The sequence below is a fragment of the Sphingobacteriaceae bacterium genome, assembly GCA_002319075.1.
GTDB lineage: Bacteria > Bacteroidota > Bacteroidia > B-17B0 > Aurantibacillaceae > Aurantibacillus.
Genome location: NVQB01000001.1, coordinates 2475490 through 2492817, shown reverse-complemented (window position 1 = coordinate 2492817; position 17328 = coordinate 2475490). Strand labels below are relative to the sequence as shown.

Below are 17328 nucleotides of genomic sequence, written 5' to 3'. Positions count from 1 at the left end.
GCATAAATTTAAAAACCACCACACAACCCGAAACAAAGATCATCGCCACAAAAAGGATGATGAAAAGGTCGCTAAGGTCAATTGAATTTCTCATAAACAAATTTACGAAATTTTATTCTTCCCGGATCCCTATATGGATCAAAGCATCCCCCTGGTTTACCACCGGCTGATTGTTGATCCCAACAATGTAGCCATCTGTAGGGCTTAACATCTTTTCTTCCTCATCGCCAAAAGGATCGTGAATAATTCCTAAAAGATCACCTTTTGATACGGGAGCGCCATTACTCACAGTCATATGGAACAATCCACTGCTATTAGCCCTAACCCAGGTATCTTTTTTAATTTTTACAGACGCGTTTCCTAAGCTTTCAAAATTTATCATCCCGTAAGAATTCATCAAACGTAAACATCCATTTAAACCTTCCTGGATCGCGATGTAATCAAAACGCATACTTTCGCCACCTTCGTACACCAGGATAGGTTTACCTTTTAAAGAGGCTTCATGACGAAAAGTCCCTTCTCTGTAAGGAGCATCAATGATTAACGGTGCCGAAAATTTTTCTGCCAAAGCTACATTGTCCGGAAAATCGAACACGCAACGCAATTGTGGATAGTTGCTGATCTTAGCCCCGCCAGTATGAAAGTCGATACCAAAATCAATGATTGGTAAAATGTGTTTCATTAAATCGTAAGCAATTCTACTTCCTATTGATCCTCTTTTATTTCCCGGGAAACACCTGTTAAGGTCACGTCCATCAGGCAAATCACGGCTTCCGAATAAAAAAGAAATAACATTGATAACGGGAATAGCAATTAAAGTACCCCTTTTAAGATACTGTACTTCAGGATTAGTAATGACTTTTCTAATAATCTCAATCCCGTTTGTTTCTTCACCATGCATGCCGGCGCTCAATAACACTGCCGGACCTTCTTCTTTCGAATGGATAACAACCACCGGAATTTCGAGCTTGGTTTGTGTATGCAATTCGTATGAATTCAGGACCACTGTTTTTGTTTCTCCTGGTTCAATAGTCTGTCCGTTAATCGTAATAGTTTTTTGCACTTTCAATTCATTTGGTTAAATAAACCCTGACAAGATTATTGTTTTTAAATCCTGCCAGGGGCTTATATTGTTTACTCACCTGGTTTCGTAAATTCGTTGCGTTCAACGTACTCAATAATTTTTCCGGCTATGTCTACTCCTGTAGCGCCTTCAATACCTTCTAATCCGGGCGAAGAGTTAACTTCCATTACTAATGGCCCCCTGCTTGATTGCAGAAGATCGACTCCGGCAATGCCAAGTCCTAGTTTCTTTGCAGATTTAATAGCTGTTGAGCGCTCTTCGGCGGTAAGATCAATGAGAGATGCAGACCCACCCCGATGCAAATTACTTCTGAATTCTCCTTCTTTGGCTTGCCGTTTCATAGAACCCACAATTTGTCCGTCTACCACAAACACCCGCAGATCAGCGCCCCCGGCCTCTTTAATAAATTCCTGCACCAACATGTTCGCTTCTAATTTTAAAAAAGCCTCCACAACACTTTTAGCGGCCTTTTGATTTTCTGCAAGGATAACACCAATACCCTGAGTGCCTTCCAATAGCTTGATTACACAAGGTGCGCCACCAATATTCTCGATTACATTGTCAATGTCTCTATCCTTTGGTGAAGACGCAAAAGCTGTTTTGGGGATACCTATACCCGCGCGGGCCAGAATCTGTAAGCTACGCAGCTTATCACGCGAACGTACCAATGCCTGTGATTCAACTGCGGTAAATATTTTCATCATTTCAAACTGGCGAACAACGGCCGATCCGTAAAACGTAGCAGAAGCACCAATGCGAGGAATAACGGCATTGACACCAACTACTTCTTTACCATTAAAATAAATATGCGGTCGGCCTTGTTCAATGACAAGAACACATTTCATATGGTCAAGCAAAACCATTTCGTGACCTCTGTTTTCACCTGCTTCGATTAGACGCTTGGTAGAATAAAGACCTTTATTGCGGGATAATACAGCGATTTTCATTGTAGTTGAATTTAAAGTGTAGGGGACTTTTTTAAATTGAATCCGTTAGTGTGAATCTGATTTACATCGATTAAAAATTTTGCCTTTAGCAGCCTTCTGCCAATAAGCACCGGGTAACGCATATTATCCCTGTTGCTAAGAGAAATAGTTGCATTAATTTTTTTTCTTCCAATTTGCACAAGTGTTTTAATAACATAGCGTTCTTCCATTTCGCCAAAAGAATTTTTTATTTTCTTTTGCGTATACTCTTCAAAGCGAAAGGTTTTAGGCTCTCCCAGCTCTATAGTAAAATAAAGAATTGGTTTTGAATTTTCATAATTTATGGTGATGTTTTCGCAATGTAGAGAAGACGTATAAGCTCCTGTATCAATTTTTGCTTCCACCTGCGAAATGTCAAGGCTCAGAAAATTTATAAATTCCCTGCGTCCGATTAATCTAATCTTATTTTTCTTTGCCATAAAAATGGTAGAACCTTTTTACATCCACCTCTGTGTGAAGCGGTTCCTTTTGTAAGTAGAAATTTACATAATTTTTTGAGAAATACGGCGCCAGCATAACTCCTTTTGTTCCCAGTCCATTAAACACATGCGCATTTTTATAGAAAGGATGATTTCCTATGATCGGACGCCTATCGAGAGAAGACGGGCGTACTCCGGCCTCGTGTTTTACTACCGAGTAATCGCTTTGAATCATTTGCCTGGTTTTTGATTTCAATTCCTCAAGACCTTTACTGGTTATCTGATCTGTGAGATCGTCCCATGCATACGTCGCCCCTACTTTGTAAGTCTCCTCAGAAACATCCATTAAAAAACCATTCCGATTAAAAATTTCATTTTTTAAGGTTAGTCCTTCGGCTTTAATCGTGATTATTTCGCCTTTTGCCGGCTTTAAAGGAATCCAGTTAAAGAAAGGATTGTTTTTTACAAGGTAGCCTTCGCAAAAAATGATAGTCTTCGCTTCCAGTCCTTTGTAGGAAACCTTTTCGTCTGTAATTTCTAATTGGTGGTAATCGAAAACCTCATCTCTGATCTGATCCTTAAAATAGCGGGACGAAGCTTCTAAAAATAAGACAACATTCAGATTTCCACTATTTTTAACAAGGCCATAACCGTTAGTAATTTTAAAATTAGTTAACGCCTTTTCTGAAGCTTCGTGAATTTTTTCATCCAAGAAGTTTTCCAAATCAGTTCTGGCTTTTTTTAGCCAGAGTGCTTTCTCCTGATCTTCTGTAAAGGGCTTTAATATAGGCCTTTGAGTCATTACTTTGACGCCTATCCTGCTTTCACACTCAGAATAAAACAGATTGAGATGGTCAACCACCTCATCAGCCAACCAACTTTTTGTCAGGCGCTTAAAAACCACGGGATTCCAGATACCCGCAGCCACTTTAGAACAAGCGCTCAGGTTTTCATCACCCACCATGTTAAACGTCAGGTTATGTGTTTCAAAGCTATGAGCCAGCGTTGTAGCCGCAAGACCTCTGCCAACAATTATAAAATCCAGCATAAAAGATAAAGCTAAGGATTTTCTGACCTTACATTTATATTGACATTCTTTTTAGGGCCACGATAAGCTCCTGAAAAAAACACTATCAGTTTTAATCCTACCATACCTTGCTTTGGACTGATGTCGCCGAAGAGTTCGGCACCTATTCCAATGTCGTATGCAAGTTTTGTAACGGCCTGAACGCAACCATAAAGGCCAAGTCCCTGGTAAAAAACCGCTTCTCCCATAGAACCTGTTTCAACGCCCGTATAAACACTTGGTCCCACATATGCAGCAAGGTTATTGCGGGTTTTTTCCTTCCGCCAGCCATAACATACATGTCCTTGTATATTGTTGTTTGAACCAAAAGACTCACCACTCATCTGCACACCCGCCTGAAAATGATGACGACGGATAGGAAATTGAAAATCCAAAGCTATTGTTCTTTGTACCTCCTTTCGAATACTTGTTTGCAAGAAACCAGGTCCTAGTGTGAGATAACAATTGTGAATTCTATAGCGTTTGTTGTCATAAATGATTTCTTCTTTGCGAAAAAAGTCCGGCATTTTCTTTGGTTTTTCCTGCGCTAACATATTCAGGGCAGCGGTAACGAAGAACAGAAGTAGTTTTAATTTTTTCATTTCTATAAAATTAAGATCAAACTAAAAACGGGTTGTTTTGTTTTTCAAAACCAATGGTGGTGGAAGGTCCGTGACCACTATACACTTTTACATCATCCTCTAATACGAAAAGTTTTTCCTTAATAGCCGTAATCAGGGTGTCGTGATCTCCTAATGGAAGATCTGTTCTACCAATACTTCCTCTAAATAAAACATCGCCACCTATCAACAATTTATTTTCTTTGTTGTAAAAAGAGATACTTCCCGGTGAGTGTCCCGGAGTAAAAATACATTCGAATGCATAATTGCCAAGTTGCACAACGTCACCCTCCTTCAAAAACTTTTCCGCCATGGGTGCCTGCTCAAAATTAATTCCATACATGTTTGCGCTTTGAGCCATACGATCAATAAAGAAAATTTCATTCTCATGCATTTCAGGTAAAAGTCCCCAGGTATCCAGGATATAACGTGCACCCAGGATATGGTCAATATGCGCATGAGTTAAAAGAAAACGCTTGAGTGTCAGTTTTTTATCTTCAATAAATTTCTTTAATTCAGCATGTTCGCTTGTTGTAGAATTTCCAGCATCGAATAAATACGCTGTTCCTTCATCATCATAAACGAGATATGTATTTTGTTGGAAAGGATTAAAGGTGAAAGATTTTAGATAAAGCATAAGTTTCTAAGCTATTTTTTTTATAAAATTGATTTTTGAATCCGTAAAGTTTATGAGGTTAATTCCCGCATTTTTTCCAGGGAGAAGGTGTCCGTAATGTTCAGAGATTCCTAATGCCGCAGCACCATTACTGCAAACTGCTCTCAGCAGGTCTTCCTTCGAGAAAACGTTTGTATTTTTTGAGACCAGATTTGCTTCGGCTATAATATCTAAGTCTGTATTACTGGCAAGGCTATCGGTGCCTAATACAACAGTGTTTTTTTTACCCGCGAAAATGGAAAAATCGGGTAATTTATTTTCTATGTAAAGATTTGCTCCAGGGCAGAAACACCAGAAAATGTTTTTAGTTTCTGTGGATGTTAACTCAGGCGCTTTTGTAAAAGTATTGTGAACCAAAATAGAAGGCTTTGCTGATAAAACTTCCACGTAATGCAATAAACTAGCAGTGTTCGGAGCCTTGTACCAGGTAAGATCCAGTCCCAATGATCTATAAAGATCTTCAAACGCGCTCGGTTCACCGTGAAAAAATTTATGTTCCTCTTCACTTTCCTGGTTGTGAATGCTCAGAGAGGTATTGCTTAAAACATTTTGATCGGCTATGAGTTTAATTAACTCTTTGGAAGTGCTGTAGGGAGCGTGAGGCGAAAGACTTCCCGCTAAATTAAGAGACAACAATTTCTCTAATAGCTGCAGTCCTTTTGCAAAAATAACATTCGCATTTGCAGGATTTAATCCAATAAGTTCTAAAAAGGTATGGTAATAAATTTTACTGTTGAGTTTTTCCTGAAAGCTATCTTCAGTGTTACTTATATCTCCCACAGCTACAATGCCCTTATTCCACATTTGGATATTGGCTTCCTGCATGTCTGAAGAAATTTCTTCCTTACGGATGGTGTTTCTTAATGAAACAACTTCTTTTGCAAAAGCCGGCAGACCGCTATGTTGAGCGATCTTACCTTTTAAATGACTTAGCTCGAGATGACAATGCGCATTTATAAAACCTGGTGTGAGAATGCCTACATGGTATTCTACCTCAGCCTTTTCTACACGGGTTTCAGAAATAATTTCCGTCAGAGTATTTTTACCATCGAGCACCAATAAAGCATCTGCAGCCAGGTAATTCTGTCCATCAAAAATTTTATCTGCCTTCAAAAAACGCATGTGTAAATTTAGCGAAATATAGCTTTAAGCCTATGCAGAAGCTGAAAAAACACTCTCACGTGATGTAAGTGGTGGCAGGGATTTTGTAAGTGGTAAGGCAGAAAAAAAGGCGAACCTATCCCGATAGCCATCGGAACCAAAAAAGGTGGAATCTTCGCTCTATTGCGCTAAAAGTGGTATCTTTGCCTCGCAATTCATGACAAAAAAAGATATAAGAGCTTTATCACTCGTTCAACTCACGCACTTATTTGAGGAGATCAGCGAACCCGCCTTCCGTGCAAAGCAGGTATACGACTGGCTTTGGGCTAAGGGAGTAGTTGAATTCGGTGAGATGTCGAATCTTTCAAAAAAATTACGCGATTACCTGGAAGAAAACTTTGCTATCAACGCCGTACAAATACATGAATTACAGGTAAGTTCCGACCGTACAATAAAATGTGCCATGAAACTGCACGACAATTATGTTGTGGAAAGTGTTCTAATTCCGCACCACGAAAGGATGACGGCCTGTATTTCTTCGCAGGTGGGCTGTAGTTTGACTTGTAAATTCTGTGCGACCGGAAAATTAAAACGTATGCGAAACCTCAATGCAGACGAGATTTTTGACCAGGTTGTTTTGGTTAAGAATACAGCTTCTGAACGTTATGAGGCACCTCTTACAAACATCGTTTACATGGGCATGGGTGAACCTCTTTTAAACTATACAGAAGTTCTTAAGTCGGTTGAAAAAATTACCAGCCCCACCGGATTGGGCATGTCGCCAAAACGTATTACCGTTTCTACAGCGGGTGTTGCAAAAATGATTAAGAAGCTTGGAGACGACAATGTGAAATTTAATCTTGCACTTTCTCTGCACGCGGCAAACGACGAAAAACGCAACAAACTAATGCCGATTAACGAAACAAATACACTCGATAATTTAGCAGAAGCACTTTTATATTTTACAGAAAAAACCGGCACCCGCCCTACTTTTGAATACATTGTTTTTAAAGACTTTAATGATTCGTTACAGGACGCGCAGGAATTAGTTGAATATTGTAAACGCGTAAAAAGCAAAGTAAATATTATTGAATATAACTCTATTGACGGAGGAGAGTTTCAGCAAACAAGTACCACAAGACTTCTTGCTTTTACGAAACACCTCGAAAGTCATGGTATCATTTGTAACGTTCGCCATAGTCGGGGTAAGGACATTGATGCTGCCTGCGGACAACTGGCAAATAAAAACAAACTTATTTCTCCTGAATTGAAATGATACTAAAAGATTTTTATATTTCTTTAATCTGGTATAAAAAAGTAAATTAGCCCTGTGTCAAAAACAGTTGATGAAATAAAAAATCCGGTTGCAGATCACATGGAGGTCTTTGAAGAAAAATTCAAGGACGCCATGAAAAGTTCCATTCCACTGCTGGATAAAATCACTTCTTATATTGTAAAACGAAAAGGAAAACAAATCCGACCCATGTTTGTTTTTTTATCTGCACAGGTAAGCGGGGAAATAAATGATAGCACGCATCGCGCGGCTGCTCTAATAGAACTTTTGCATACTGCCACACTTGTTCACGATGATGTAGTAGATGACAGCAATGAACGCAGAGGGTTTTTTAGCGTAAACGCCCTGTGGAAAAACAAGATTGCCGTTTTAATAGGCGATTTTTTGCTTTCCAAAGGTCTTTTGCTTTCACTCGATAATAATGACTTTCATCTTTTAAAAATAGTAAGTACCGCAGTTCGGGAGATGAGTGAGGGAGAGCTTCTACAAATTGAAAAAGCCAGGAGACTGGATATTTCAGAAGAAGTTTATTTTGACATTATTACTAAAAAAACGGCAACCCTTATTGCCGCCTGTTGCGCAGCGGGCACAGCCTCGGTTACAAATGATGAAAAAGCAATCAATCTTGCGCGCGACTTTGGGACATTAACCGGAATTGCCTTCCAGATAAAAGATGATCTCTTCGATTTTGGAAGTGATGATAACATCGGTAAACCAACAGGCATCGATATCAAAGAAAAGAAAATGACTTTGCCATTGATTTATGCTTTGAACAATAGCACCTGGCTGGAGAAACGCAAAATCATCAACATCATTAAAAATCATAACGAAGAAAGTGAAGAAGTAAAAAAAGTAATTGATTTTGTTATCGCTAAAGGAGGCATCTCTTACGCGAATAAAATCATGCATCAGTATAAAGACCAGGCCCTCGCTGTTTTAAAACAATTTCCAGAAAACGAAGCGCGGCAAAGTCTTGAACGCCTTCTGGTTTATGCCATCGAAAGAAAAAAATAATACCTTCTATGAAAAATTTGTTCTATTTTATTTGTTGCTGCTTCATTCTTTCTGTCGTGTCATCTTGTGACCCCCCAGAGGAAGAAAAAAAATTGACGGACGCTGAAAAATACATTCAGGATTCTCTTTCGCGCATCGCTCAAAAATTAAATGCTGATTCTTTAAAGAAAAAAAATCCACTTTTAATAATGCCTCCTGATAGCAACTACACCGGCGACTATGTGGATAAATATCCAAACGGTATCACCAAATTCAGAGGTAATTTTCGTTTTGGAAAATTTCACGGACAATGGCTGTCTTTCTATCCAAACGGTTTAGCCTGGAGCGAACTGCATTACGATAAAGGCCTGCGTCATGGACCAAACCTTACTTACTTCGAAGATGGCAAAACACGTTACACTGGTTTTTACAAAAACGATCTGAAAGATAGTATCTGGACTTATTACGATTCTACCGGAGCTGTATCGCGCAAATTTCTTTTTAAAAACGATGTGATGACAAAAGAGTTACCCGTTAAATAAAGTTTCTCAATCCATTCAGGAATTTCCCTTTTGAAAACTTTTTGGAGTAAGGCCTTCGGTCTTTTTAAATAGACGCGAAAAGTAGCTCACATTGTTAAAGCCGCTGTTGTAACAGACTTCGGCAATTGTAATGCCGGGATTTCCTAATAATTCTTTTGCGTAAATTAAGCGTTCGCGGATAATATAATCTACGGGAGAAATTCCGAAAGTATCTTTAAAGTATCTGAAAAGCGTAGTTTTACTCATACAGGCCTCACGACATAATTTCTCAATGGTTATCTGATCTTTTATATGAGCATGAATGTATTGAACCACGCCTGCAAAACGATTGTTATCGGGAAGCACTTTTACGGTTTCTAAGTTTTGTATTTGAATGGTACGGATAAGGAGTTCTTTTAAAGTAAGATCTACTAACGCGTTTTTGGCGAGATTATCTTCCATGCTCACATGAATGATTTTATTCAGCAACATGGCCAGCTCTTTATTGTTGTGGAAATGGTAGCGGTTAAAATCCAGTGACCAGTTTTCTTCTCCGTTATTCTTAGGATAATTATCGTTTAAAAAATCAAGTGTCCGTTTTACTTCCTGCGTATCGATGGTGAGTGTAGCACATTGCACAGGATTTGTGGCACTGGCTTCCGGAAAATCTACATGAAAGTTTTTATTATCCGGCAAGATCATTGTTTCTCCTGGCAAAAAAGAAAAGGCTTCTTCTTCCTGCAGGCGAATGATTTTCTTTCCGCGAAGCATGCTGGTTATTACCAGTCCATCATAAACCAAAGGAACATTCGTACAATGCTGAAAGGTTTCAAAAATATTCAGCTCGCAATTTTTCATCGTGAAAACCTTTTTATTTTCAACCAGCGCTGAGGCTTCGCTATAAAGCGTGGTTTTTAAAGGTTGTAGAGTATGCTTCATAAGAAAAACTATTAAGTGAATTTACCCTTTTTTTATCTTTTAATGTAAGCAAGTGGAAGGATGGAACAATAAGGCGCTAAATAGGGAGGATAATGCAAATAATACCTAAGCTATAGTGTTAGGTTTGCCTAAACCATTTAAACTAAAAATTATGAATATTACATTAGAACAAGCAGAAACAGCAATTAAAGCAGCGAAGAAGAAAGCGGCAGACTTAAATTTATTAATGAATATCTCAATCGTGGATAGTGGTACTAACCTAACAGCTTTCGCGCGTATGGACGGAGCATGGCTTGGATCAATTGATATTTCGATGAAAAAAGCGCGCACTGCACGCTATTTCAACATGGATACCGGTATCATTGGTAGTTTATCGCAACCCGGCGGATCTTTGTACAATATCGAACATTCAAATAATGGACTTATTACTTTTCCCGGTGGTGTTTGTATTAAAGATGCTAAAGGAGAAATTATTGGTGCTATTGGTGTTTCAGGAAGTACTGTTGAGAACGACCACACAGTGGCTTTAGCCGGAGCTGAGGCGGTAAAATAATAGTCACTTATCCGATTCTTATGTGTCATAATCATGGAGTAACTTATGTAAAGCCGGGAGTGGTTGAAGTAAGAGAAATAGAATATCCTAAACTTGCTTTGGGAAACAGAAAATGTGAACATGGCGTAATCCTTAAAATCGTTTCTACAAATATTTGCGGAAGCGATCAACACATGGTGCGCGGAAGAACCACCGCCCCGGAAGGTCTTGTGCTCGGCCATGAAATTACCGGCCTTGTAATAGAAGCGGGCCGCGATGTTGAATTTGTAAAGGTAGGAGATCTTGTTTCTGTACCTTTTAATATCGCTTGCGGACGTTGCAGAAATTGTAAAGTTGGACAAACAGGCATTTGTTTAAATGTAAACCCCGCACGTCCAGGTGCAGCGTATGGCTACGTAGACATGGGCGGCTGGGTTGGTGGACAGGCAGAGTATGTTATGATTCCTTACGCCGATTTTAATCTGCTAAAATTTCCAAACAGCGATCAGGCGATGGAAAAAATAAAAGATCTTACTTTATTATCTGATATTTTTCCGACAGGCTTTCACGGTGCTGTGACCGCAGGTGTTGGTCCGGGAAGTATTGTTTACATTGCTGGTGCGGGTCCTGTAGGCCTCGCCTGTGCCGCCTCTTGTCATTTGTTGGGAGCTGCAGTAGTGATTGTTGGCGATATGATCGACGAGCGTTTAACGCAGGCGCAAAGTTTTGGTTGTGAAATTATCGATCTGAAAAAAGATATTCCTTTGGGAGATCAGATAGCTGCTATTGTCGGCATACCGGAAGTAGATTGTGCCGTAGACTGTGTAGGCTTTGAAGCAAAGGGACACGGACACGACAGCGGAGAAGAACAACCTGCTACCGTTTTAAATTCCATCATGGAAGTTACACGTGCTGGCGGTTCTTTAGGAATTCCGGGTTTATATGTAACGGGCGATCCTGGTGCAAAAGACGAAGCTGCTAAAAAAGGTAGCTTAAGCATACGTATTGGTTTAGGATGGGCAAAGTCTCACTCTATCCATACAGGTCAATGTCCGGTTATGAAATACCATAGACAATTGATGAATGCCATTTTATATGGTAAGATTGAAATTGCAAAAGCCGTAAACGTGGAAGTCATTTCCTTAAAGGATTCCGTTCGCGGGTATCACGATTTTGATAAGGGCGCCGCAAAAAAATTTGTGATTGATCCGCATGGCATGATCAAAAATTAATAAGATCTATTTTCGAATAAATAAAAAGAGGTTGTCACCGAGTCGAGTAGATGTCAGTTCGAGCATAGTCAAGCAGATGTCAGTTCGAGCATAGTCAAGCAGATGTCAGTTCGAGCATAGTCAAGCGGATGTCAGTTCGAGCGTAGTCAAGCAGATCTCAGTTCGAGCGTAGTCAAGCAGATGTCAGTTAGAGCATAGTCAAGCAGATGTCAGTTCGAGCGTACTCAAGCAGATGTCAGTTCGAGCGTAGTCAAGCGGATGTCAGTTCGAGCGTAGTCAAGCAGATCTCAGTTCGAGCGTAGTCAAGCAGATGTCAGTTCGAGCGTAGTCGAGAACGACTTACCCCGCTGCCTTCACAACCATCCAGACTACGTTCGATGTGACACGTCATAAGATGCGTAGTTTTGACAGCCTCTTTTCTATTTCAAACTATTTAAATTAAGCTTTTAGAAAGCCTAAAATTTTCTCAACGCTCTCTTTAGCATCGCCGTAAAGCATTTCTGCATTTGATTTGTAGAACAAAGGATTCTCAACACCCGCATATCCCACAGACATAGAACGTTTCATCACAATTACTTTTTCTGCTTTCCATGCTTCTATTACAGGCATTCCGTAAATAGGACTTGAGGGATCATCCTGTGCACCAGGATTTACAACGTCGTTAGCCCCAATAACCATTACTACATCTGTTTCCGGAAGATCTTCGTTGATCTCATCCATTTCTAAAACAATATCATAAGGTACATTTGCTTCCGCTAATAGCACGTTCATATGTCCAGGTAAACGCCCTGCCACTGGGTGAATAGCGAATCTCACTTTTTTACCCGCTTTGCGTAAACGTTGTACCATCTCAAAAATAGGATACTGCGCTTTTGCAACAGCCATTCCATACCCAGGAACAATTACTACAGATTTTGCCTCCTTCAATAAGTCAGCAACCTCTTCATGACTCACAGAAGTTACTTCTCCTTCAATAGCTTTTGCATCGCCACTTGCAGCAGGTGCATTTCCAAATCCACCTAAAATAACAGAGAAGAAAGAACGGTTCATTGCTTCACACATAATGATAGAAAGAATAGCACCTGAGCTACCTACCAATGCGCCTGTAACAATCAGTAAATCGTTTCCAAGCATAAAACCCGCAGCTGATGCGGCCCAACCGGAATAAGAATTCAACATAGAAACCACCACCGGCATGTCTGCACCACCAATAGCCATAACCAACATCACACCTACAAATCCTGAAATAGCAGTCATAATGCATAACTGCGTCATTCCGCTTGTTCCTTCGGCATTAGCGAACAACACGCCCAACACTATACTGGCAACTACCATAATAATATTTACAAAATGGCGGCCAGGATATAACAAAGGTTTGCTTCTTACTTTGCCTTCGAGCTTGCCCCAGGCAATGATAGATCCGGTAAAAGTAAGAGCTCCAATAAATACACCCACAAAAACTTCTACTAAGTGGATAGTTCTTTCTGTTCCCGTAAGCATATGGGTATGCGGATCGAGGTAAGAGCCAAAACCTACAAGTACTGCTGCCAGTCCCACAAAGCTATGAAGAATTGCTACCAGCTGAGGCATAGAGGTCATCTCTACTTTGCGAGCTAATAATAAACCAATAACAGAGGCAATGGCTATGGCTGCAATGATATAGATTTGTCCATGAACACCCGCTCCGAGAACAGTTGCTAAAATAGCGATCACCATTCCAATGATACCATAAAGTACACCGCGTTTTGCAGATTCCTGCGAGGACAAACTACCTAAACTTAAAATAAATAAGATACTTGCGAATAAATACGCTGCTGTTTGAATTCCAATTTCCATACTCTCTTTTCTTATTTTTTAAACATGTTCAACATACGACGTGTCACTACAAATCCTCCGACAATATTAATGCTGGCAACCAAAATAGCGAGAAAGGCCAGAATAGTCATCGGACTTGAAAAATCATCGTTGGTTTGTAATAAACCTCCCACGATGATGATACCACTAATGGCGTTGGTAACGGCCATTAAAGGTGTATGTAAAGAATGGGATACATTCCATATAACTTGCCAGCCGATAAATACCGATAACACAAACACGGTGAAATGTTGCATAAATTCAGCCGGAGCAAACTGCCCTAACAATAACAAAAGCAATCCTATAAAGGTTAAACGTATTGCCATGGAAGTCGCTTGCTTTTTTATTTTTTGAGCTTCAGAAGCTTTTTCGTTCTCTGCCGTAACAGCCGCTGAGACTTTTGGTTTTGCAGGACTTACGGGAAGAGGTGCGGGTGGCCAATTGATCTTGCCATCATGCGTCACCATTGCTCTGGAAACCACCGCGTCTTCCATATCAATTTTAAACTTGTCGGCTTTGCCCATGTCATCTAATAAATGACAAAGATTGTTTCCGTAAAGTTGTGATGCCTGACTTGGTAGTTGACTCAGCTTACCAACAATGGTAACACCATTATCGGTTGTATAAACCTCTCCTGGTTTTGTGAGCACACAATTTCCACCAGAAGAAGCTGCAAGATCCACAATTACAGATCCAGGCTTCATAGCGGCCACATGATAATCAAGAATCAGCTTAGGCGCTGGTTTGCCAGGAATTTGTGCCGTTGTTATAATAATATCTACTTCAGCAGCCTGCTCTTTAAACAAAAGCATTTCTGCATCAATAAATTCTTTACTCATTTCTTTAGAGTAGCCCGATGATGTTGCGCCGTCTTCTTCCAGTTCAACGGTGAGAAAAGTGGCGCCCATAGATTCAATTTGTTCTGCTACTTCTTTACGGGTATCGAAAGCTCTCACAATAGCACCCAATGAATTTGCCGCTCCTAATGCCGCTAAACCCGCCACACCAGCGCCAATCACTAAAACTTTTGCAGGTTCTACTTTTCCCGCCGCAGTAATTTGTCCGTTTAAAAATCTTCCGAAATGGTAAGCGCCTTCCACCACTGCTCTGTAACCCGCTATGTTCGCCATAGAAGAAAGAACGTCCATTTTCTGTGCTCTCGAAATGCGGGGAATCGCATCCATAGCCACAGCATTTACTTTTTTATCCGCTAATTTTTGAAGTAATGCCTGATTTTGTGCCGGCCATAAGTAGCTCAGCAAAACCAAACCTTCGCGCATCATCTCAATTTCTGGAATGGTAGGCTCTTTAACTTTAAGCACAATATCTGAATTTGCATAAATCTGTTCAGCAGTCTGCACTATTTTAGCACCGGCTTCTTCAAACTCTTTATCCGAAAAATTTGCTTTTTTTCCAGCGTTGTGCTGGATCTGTACTTCAAATCCTTGTTTTTGAAGTCGTTTTACAGTTTTTGGGGTTGCCGCAACTCTTAATTCATCAGGAAATAGTTCCGCTGGGATTCCAACTTTCATATATATCATTTTAGATATCTACTGAAACAAAGGCTTACCGTCCCTGGGTTTGGATTTCGATAAACATTACAATTTCATAGATTAATTCAGGGTCCCAAATAACGTAAATTTATTGGGAAAATAAAACCTCCTCAGGTTAATAATTTTGCTATTTCAATAAGTCAGGACGCCGTATTTTAGTACGTTCAACACTTTGTTCGTGACGCCATTTATCAATGTTGGCAGTGTGTCCGCTCAATAAAACGGGTGGAATTTCCCAGCCATTGTAGTTAGATGGACGGGTATAAACCGGAGGTGCCAGTAAATTGTCCTGAAAAGAGTCGCTTAGGGCAGAAGTTTCGTCGTTTAACACACCTGGCAATAAGCGGATGATAGAGTCACTTAAAATAGCCGCGGCGAGCTCTCCACCGCTTAAAACATAGTCTCCCACACTAATTTCCCGGGTTATCAGGTGTTCTCTAACCCTGTGATCGACGCCTTTGTAATGTCCGCACAAAATAATGATGTTTTTAACCAACGAAAGCTGGTTACAAATACCTTGATTTAACAATTCACCATCCGGCGACATGTAGATAATTTCGTCGTAGCTATTTTTAGATTTTAAATCCTTAATACAGTTGTCAATGGGTTCTATCATCATTACCATACCAGCACCGCCGCCAAAGGCATAGTCATCGAGTTGTTTTTGCTTGTTGGTGGAATAGTCTCTTAAATTAATAAGGTTTACTTCCACCAATTTGTTGGCAATGGCCCTTTTTAGAATGGAATGCCCGAACGCGCTGGTCATAAGGTCGGGAACGGCGCTAATTATATCAATACGCATGGTGCAAAGGTACTTTTTCCCGGGAAATACAGCTTAACGATTTGGTAATATTGAGATAACCATAAACGAAGACTGTGCTTTTACCTTTATATCAATGAAAAACATTCTTTACATTCTTCTCTTTATAACTTTAACTACAACTTCTTTTGCAGGAAATGCTGATAAAGAAAAAGTATCTCATAAAACTGTAGCTGGCCGAATAACTGATGCGAATGGCGAGGCAATACCCGGTGCAAAGATTTTAGTTCCGGAAACGGGTGAGACTTTTTTCGCTGACATGGATGGTAATTTTAAACTTATAGTAAAGATGGATAAAGATTATTCTGTTACCATTAATACAATAGGATACGCTCCCTTAGAGTTAAAAGCTTCACGTTTAACAGCTTTTTCTGACCTTTCTTTAAAATCACTTTAAGATTTTCTAACTTTAACCGCTAAAAACAGCCCTTTCAGCCATTTTTGTGGTATTTTAGGTAAAGTTAAAGTTATCTTTTTATTACCTCATTGTTTCTAAACCATTAACTTAATATCTTTGATTCAACAAATTGATTGTTTTACAATTTAAAAAATCAAGGTTATGAAAAAGTTAGTAGTTTTAGTTTTATCTGTTGTGAGTTTCAGCTTTTTAAACGCACAAAAATTAAACGATAAAGGCTTATACGTAAATGAAAGCGAAAACGCAGCAACTCAGTTTAGCGGAGAATTGTTTACTGGTGTTCTTTCTGAAACAAAAAATGGGATTAAATCTGAACTCACCGTTAAAGAAGGCGTTGTAGAAGGAGAAGCTACATATTATTCAGCATCTGGAAATTTATTAGAAAAGGGAACTTTTACAAAAGGTCAGAAAGATCAAAAATGGGTGCGTTTTAATGCTAATGGAACTACTTCTGCAGTTGCATTCTATAACCTTGGTAAAAAAACCGGTACCTGGTTAGTGTATGATGAAAACGGAAAAAAACGTTTTGAAATGAATTATGCTGATGGTGAAAAAACCGGTGTTTGGACAAACTGGGATGAAAATGGTGCAGTTGCAGGAACCAAAGATTACAGCCACGCTAATTAAAAATAAAATTCTTAAAAACTTAAAACCCTGCCTCTGGTGGGGTTTTTGCTTTTCTTATCTTTTCTAGCTCTTCAATATCCATTAAGTCTTTAGCTCTTCCGGATGCTTTTTTTGCTTCGATCAATTGGTTTAAATGCATGAATTTTACAGGAATATTTTCCACCACAGCTGTTGGTGCAAGATCATAGCACTCGTCAAAACGTACCTGATCAAATCCTTTTATGGAAGTCATAATGTCTAGTTCAAAGCCTGAATTTAAAGCAAGATGTAAATCCAGGAATAAATTGTGTTGTTTCAATGCTTTCGAAATCACCAATTTCGAGCTCTTTCAGAGCAGCCCGCAAGCCTTTTCTATTTTCTAAAGTGTCTTTAATCCACACATCGAGATCTGCTGTTGATCTGTTAAACCCATGAAATGTTGTAGCAAAGCCTCCCACTATTATGTATAAGGTATTGTGCTTGTTTAGAGTTTTCCATAGGTGCAATATTTCATCATCAAGAAGGTCCATTAAGATTTTGCATCAACAATTTTAGCGTTCTTAAGTTTCTGACTGATTTTAATAAGCTTCATCAACATCCGGAAACGCTCCGTA

General features: G+C 39.6%; 18 protein-coding genes and 1 pseudogene. 7 read left to right on the top strand and 12 right to left on the bottom strand.

Going from position 1 to position 17328, the window contains the following annotated elements; translation table 11 throughout:
- Positions 1-112: 112 nt before the first annotated feature.
- From CNR22_10870 to CNR22_10840, 7 genes are all read right to left on the bottom strand, one after another.
- Positions 113-1063 (bottom strand): succinylglutamate desuccinylase, encoded by a 951-nt coding sequence (locus tag CNR22_10870; protein PBQ32251.1) that lies wholly within the window; start codon positions 1061-1063, stop codon positions 113-115.
- A gap of 71 nt (positions 1064-1134) precedes the next feature.
- Positions 1135-2031: a 30S ribosomal protein S6--L-glutamate ligase gene (locus CNR22_10865; GenBank protein PBQ32250.1), complete on the bottom strand. Its 897-nt coding sequence runs from the start codon at positions 2029-2031 to the stop codon at positions 1135-1137.
- An 11-nt stretch (positions 2032-2042) separates the two neighbouring features.
- Positions 2043-2489 (bottom strand): hypothetical protein, encoded by a 447-nt coding sequence (locus tag CNR22_10860; protein ID PBQ32249.1) that lies wholly within the window; start codon positions 2487-2489, stop codon positions 2043-2045.
- On the bottom strand, positions 2473-3537 hold the full coding sequence (locus CNR22_10855) for an FAD-dependent oxidoreductase (protein PBQ32248.1): 1065 nt from the start codon (positions 3535-3537) through the stop codon (positions 2473-2475). Before CNR22_10855 ends, CNR22_10860 begins: the two co-directional genes overlap by 17 nt.
- Before the next feature lie 11 nt (positions 3538-3548).
- Positions 3549-4157, bottom strand: a complete 609-nt coding sequence (locus CNR22_10850) for a hypothetical protein (GenBank protein ID PBQ32247.1) — start codon at positions 4155-4157, stop codon at positions 3549-3551.
- 16 nt (positions 4158-4173) lie between these two features.
- A complete protein-coding gene (locus CNR22_10845) occupies positions 4174-4812 on the bottom strand; it encodes an MBL fold hydrolase (GenBank protein ID PBQ32246.1) in 639 nt (212 codons plus the stop codon).
- Positions 4813-4818: 6 nt separating this feature from the next.
- On the bottom strand, positions 4819-5973 hold the full coding sequence (locus CNR22_10840) for an amidohydrolase (GenBank protein PBQ32245.1): 1155 nt from the start codon (positions 5971-5973) through the stop codon (positions 4819-4821).
- A 196-nt stretch (positions 5974-6169) separates the two neighbouring features.
- Between CNR22_10840 and rlmN the strand changes: the two genes are divergently transcribed.
- From rlmN to CNR22_10825, 3 genes are all read left to right on the top strand, one after another.
- A complete protein-coding gene (rlmN, locus tag CNR22_10835) occupies positions 6170-7228 on the top strand; it encodes a 23S rRNA (adenine(2503)-C(2))-methyltransferase RlmN (GenBank protein ID PBQ32244.1) in 1059 nt (352 codons plus the stop codon).
- 99 nt (positions 7229-7327) lie between these two features.
- Entirely contained in the window at positions 7328-8260 is a 933-nt protein-coding gene (locus CNR22_10830; GenBank protein PBQ34877.1) for a polyprenyl synthetase, read from the top strand.
- Positions 8261-8316: 56 nt separating this feature from the next.
- Positions 8317-8781 (top strand): hypothetical protein, encoded by a 465-nt coding sequence (locus CNR22_10825; protein ID PBQ32243.1) that lies wholly within the window; start codon positions 8317-8319, stop codon positions 8779-8781.
- A gap of 15 nt (positions 8782-8796) precedes the next feature.
- On the opposite strand, the gene CNR22_10820 is transcribed toward CNR22_10825, so the two are convergent.
- On the bottom strand, positions 8797-9699 hold the full coding sequence (locus tag CNR22_10820; GenBank protein ID PBQ32242.1) for an AraC family transcriptional regulator: 903 nt from the start codon (positions 9697-9699) through the stop codon (positions 8797-8799).
- Between the two features lie 151 nt (positions 9700-9850).
- Here CNR22_10820 and CNR22_10815 point away from each other — a divergent pair, with 151 nt between their 5' ends.
- Together CNR22_10815 and fdhA are read left to right on the top strand one after the other, a co-directional pair.
- On the top strand, positions 9851-10252 hold the full coding sequence (locus CNR22_10815) for a glycolate utilization protein (GenBank protein ID PBQ32241.1): 402 nt from the start codon (positions 9851-9853) through the stop codon (positions 10250-10252).
- Between the two features lie 20 nt (positions 10253-10272).
- Positions 10273-11463 carry a formaldehyde dehydrogenase, glutathione-independent gene (gene fdhA, locus CNR22_10810; GenBank protein ID PBQ32240.1) on the top strand — a complete coding sequence of 397 codons (1191 nt, stop codon included), beginning with the start codon at positions 10273-10275 and terminating at the stop codon, positions 11461-11463.
- A 438-nt stretch (positions 11464-11901) separates the two neighbouring features.
- On the opposite strand, the gene CNR22_10805 is transcribed toward fdhA, so the two are convergent.
- From CNR22_10805 to CNR22_10795, 3 genes are all read right to left on the bottom strand, one after another.
- On the bottom strand, positions 11902-13299 hold the full coding sequence (locus CNR22_10805) for an NAD(P)(+) transhydrogenase (Re/Si-specific) subunit beta (protein PBQ32239.1): 1398 nt from the start codon (positions 13297-13299) through the stop codon (positions 11902-11904).
- An 11-nt stretch (positions 13300-13310) separates the two neighbouring features.
- Complete coding sequence (locus CNR22_10800; GenBank protein PBQ32238.1) at positions 13311-14858, bottom strand: NAD(P)(+) transhydrogenase (Re/Si-specific) subunit alpha; 1548 nt, start codon at positions 14856-14858, stop codon at positions 13311-13313.
- A 139-nt stretch (positions 14859-14997) separates the two neighbouring features.
- Positions 14998-15672 (bottom strand): tRNA (guanosine(37)-N1)-methyltransferase TrmD, encoded by a 675-nt coding sequence (locus CNR22_10795; GenBank protein ID PBQ32237.1) that lies wholly within the window; start codon positions 15670-15672, stop codon positions 14998-15000.
- A gap of 94 nt (positions 15673-15766) precedes the next feature.
- On the opposite strand from CNR22_10795, the gene CNR22_10790 reads away from it, so the two are divergent.
- Positions 15767-16087: a hypothetical protein gene (locus CNR22_10790; protein PBQ32236.1), complete on the top strand. Its 321-nt coding sequence runs from the start codon at positions 15767-15769 to the stop codon at positions 16085-16087.
- A 162-nt stretch (positions 16088-16249) separates the two neighbouring features.
- A complete protein-coding gene (locus CNR22_10785; GenBank protein ID PBQ32235.1) occupies positions 16250-16735 on the top strand; it encodes a hypothetical protein in 486 nt (161 codons plus the stop codon).
- A 19-nt stretch (positions 16736-16754) separates the two neighbouring features.
- On the opposite strand, the pseudogene CNR22_10780 reads toward CNR22_10785, so the two are convergent.
- Positions 16755-17244, bottom strand: a pseudogene (locus CNR22_10780) (hypothetical protein).
- Positions 17245-17328 lie beyond the last annotated feature (84 nt).

Coding starts and splice junctions, on each gene's coding strand:
- rlmN (PBQ32244.1), top strand. CDS start 6,170: ATGACAAAAAAAGATATAAGAGCTTTATCACTCGTTCAACTCACGCAC.
- CNR22_10785 (PBQ32235.1), top strand. CDS start 16,250: ATGAAAAAGTTAGTAGTTTTAGTTTTATCTGTTGTGAGTTTCAGCTTT.
- fdhA (PBQ32240.1), top strand. CDS start 10,273: ATGTGTCATAATCATGGAGTAACTTATGTAAAGCCGGGAGTGGTTGAA.
- CNR22_10790 (PBQ32236.1), top strand. CDS start 15,767: ATGAAAAACATTCTTTACATTCTTCTCTTTATAACTTTAACTACAACT.
- CNR22_10800 (PBQ32238.1), bottom strand. CDS start 14,858: ATGATATATATGAAAGTTGGAATCCCAGCGGAACTATTTCCTGATGAA.
- CNR22_10840 (PBQ32245.1), bottom strand. CDS start 5,973: ATGCGTTTTTTGAAGGCAGATAAAATTTTTGATGGACAGAATTACCTG.
- CNR22_10845 (PBQ32246.1), bottom strand. CDS start 4,812: ATGCTTTATCTAAAATCTTTCACCTTTAATCCTTTCCAACAAAATACA.
- CNR22_10855 (PBQ32248.1), bottom strand. CDS start 3,537: ATGCTGGATTTTATAATTGTTGGCAGAGGTCTTGCGGCTACAACGCTG.
- CNR22_10820 (PBQ32242.1), bottom strand. CDS start 9,699: ATGAAGCATACTCTACAACCTTTAAAAACCACGCTTTATAGCGAAGCC.
- CNR22_10850 (PBQ32247.1), bottom strand. CDS start 4,157: ATGAAAAAATTAAAACTACTTCTGTTCTTCGTTACCGCTGCCCTGAAT.
- CNR22_10830 (PBQ34877.1), top strand. CDS start 7,328: ATGGAGGTCTTTGAAGAAAAATTCAAGGACGCCATGAAAAGTTCCATT.
- CNR22_10795 (PBQ32237.1), bottom strand. CDS start 15,672: ATGCGTATTGATATAATTAGCGCCGTTCCCGACCTTATGACCAGCGCG.
- CNR22_10805 (PBQ32239.1), bottom strand. CDS start 13,299: ATGGAAATTGGAATTCAAACAGCAGCGTATTTATTCGCAAGTATCTTA.
- CNR22_10815 (PBQ32241.1), top strand. CDS start 9,851: ATGAATATTACATTAGAACAAGCAGAAACAGCAATTAAAGCAGCGAAG.
- CNR22_10865 (PBQ32250.1), bottom strand. CDS start 2,031: ATGAAAATCGCTGTATTATCCCGCAATAAAGGTCTTTATTCTACCAAG.
- CNR22_10860 (PBQ32249.1), bottom strand. CDS start 2,489: ATGGCAAAGAAAAATAAGATTAGATTAATCGGACGCAGGGAATTTATA.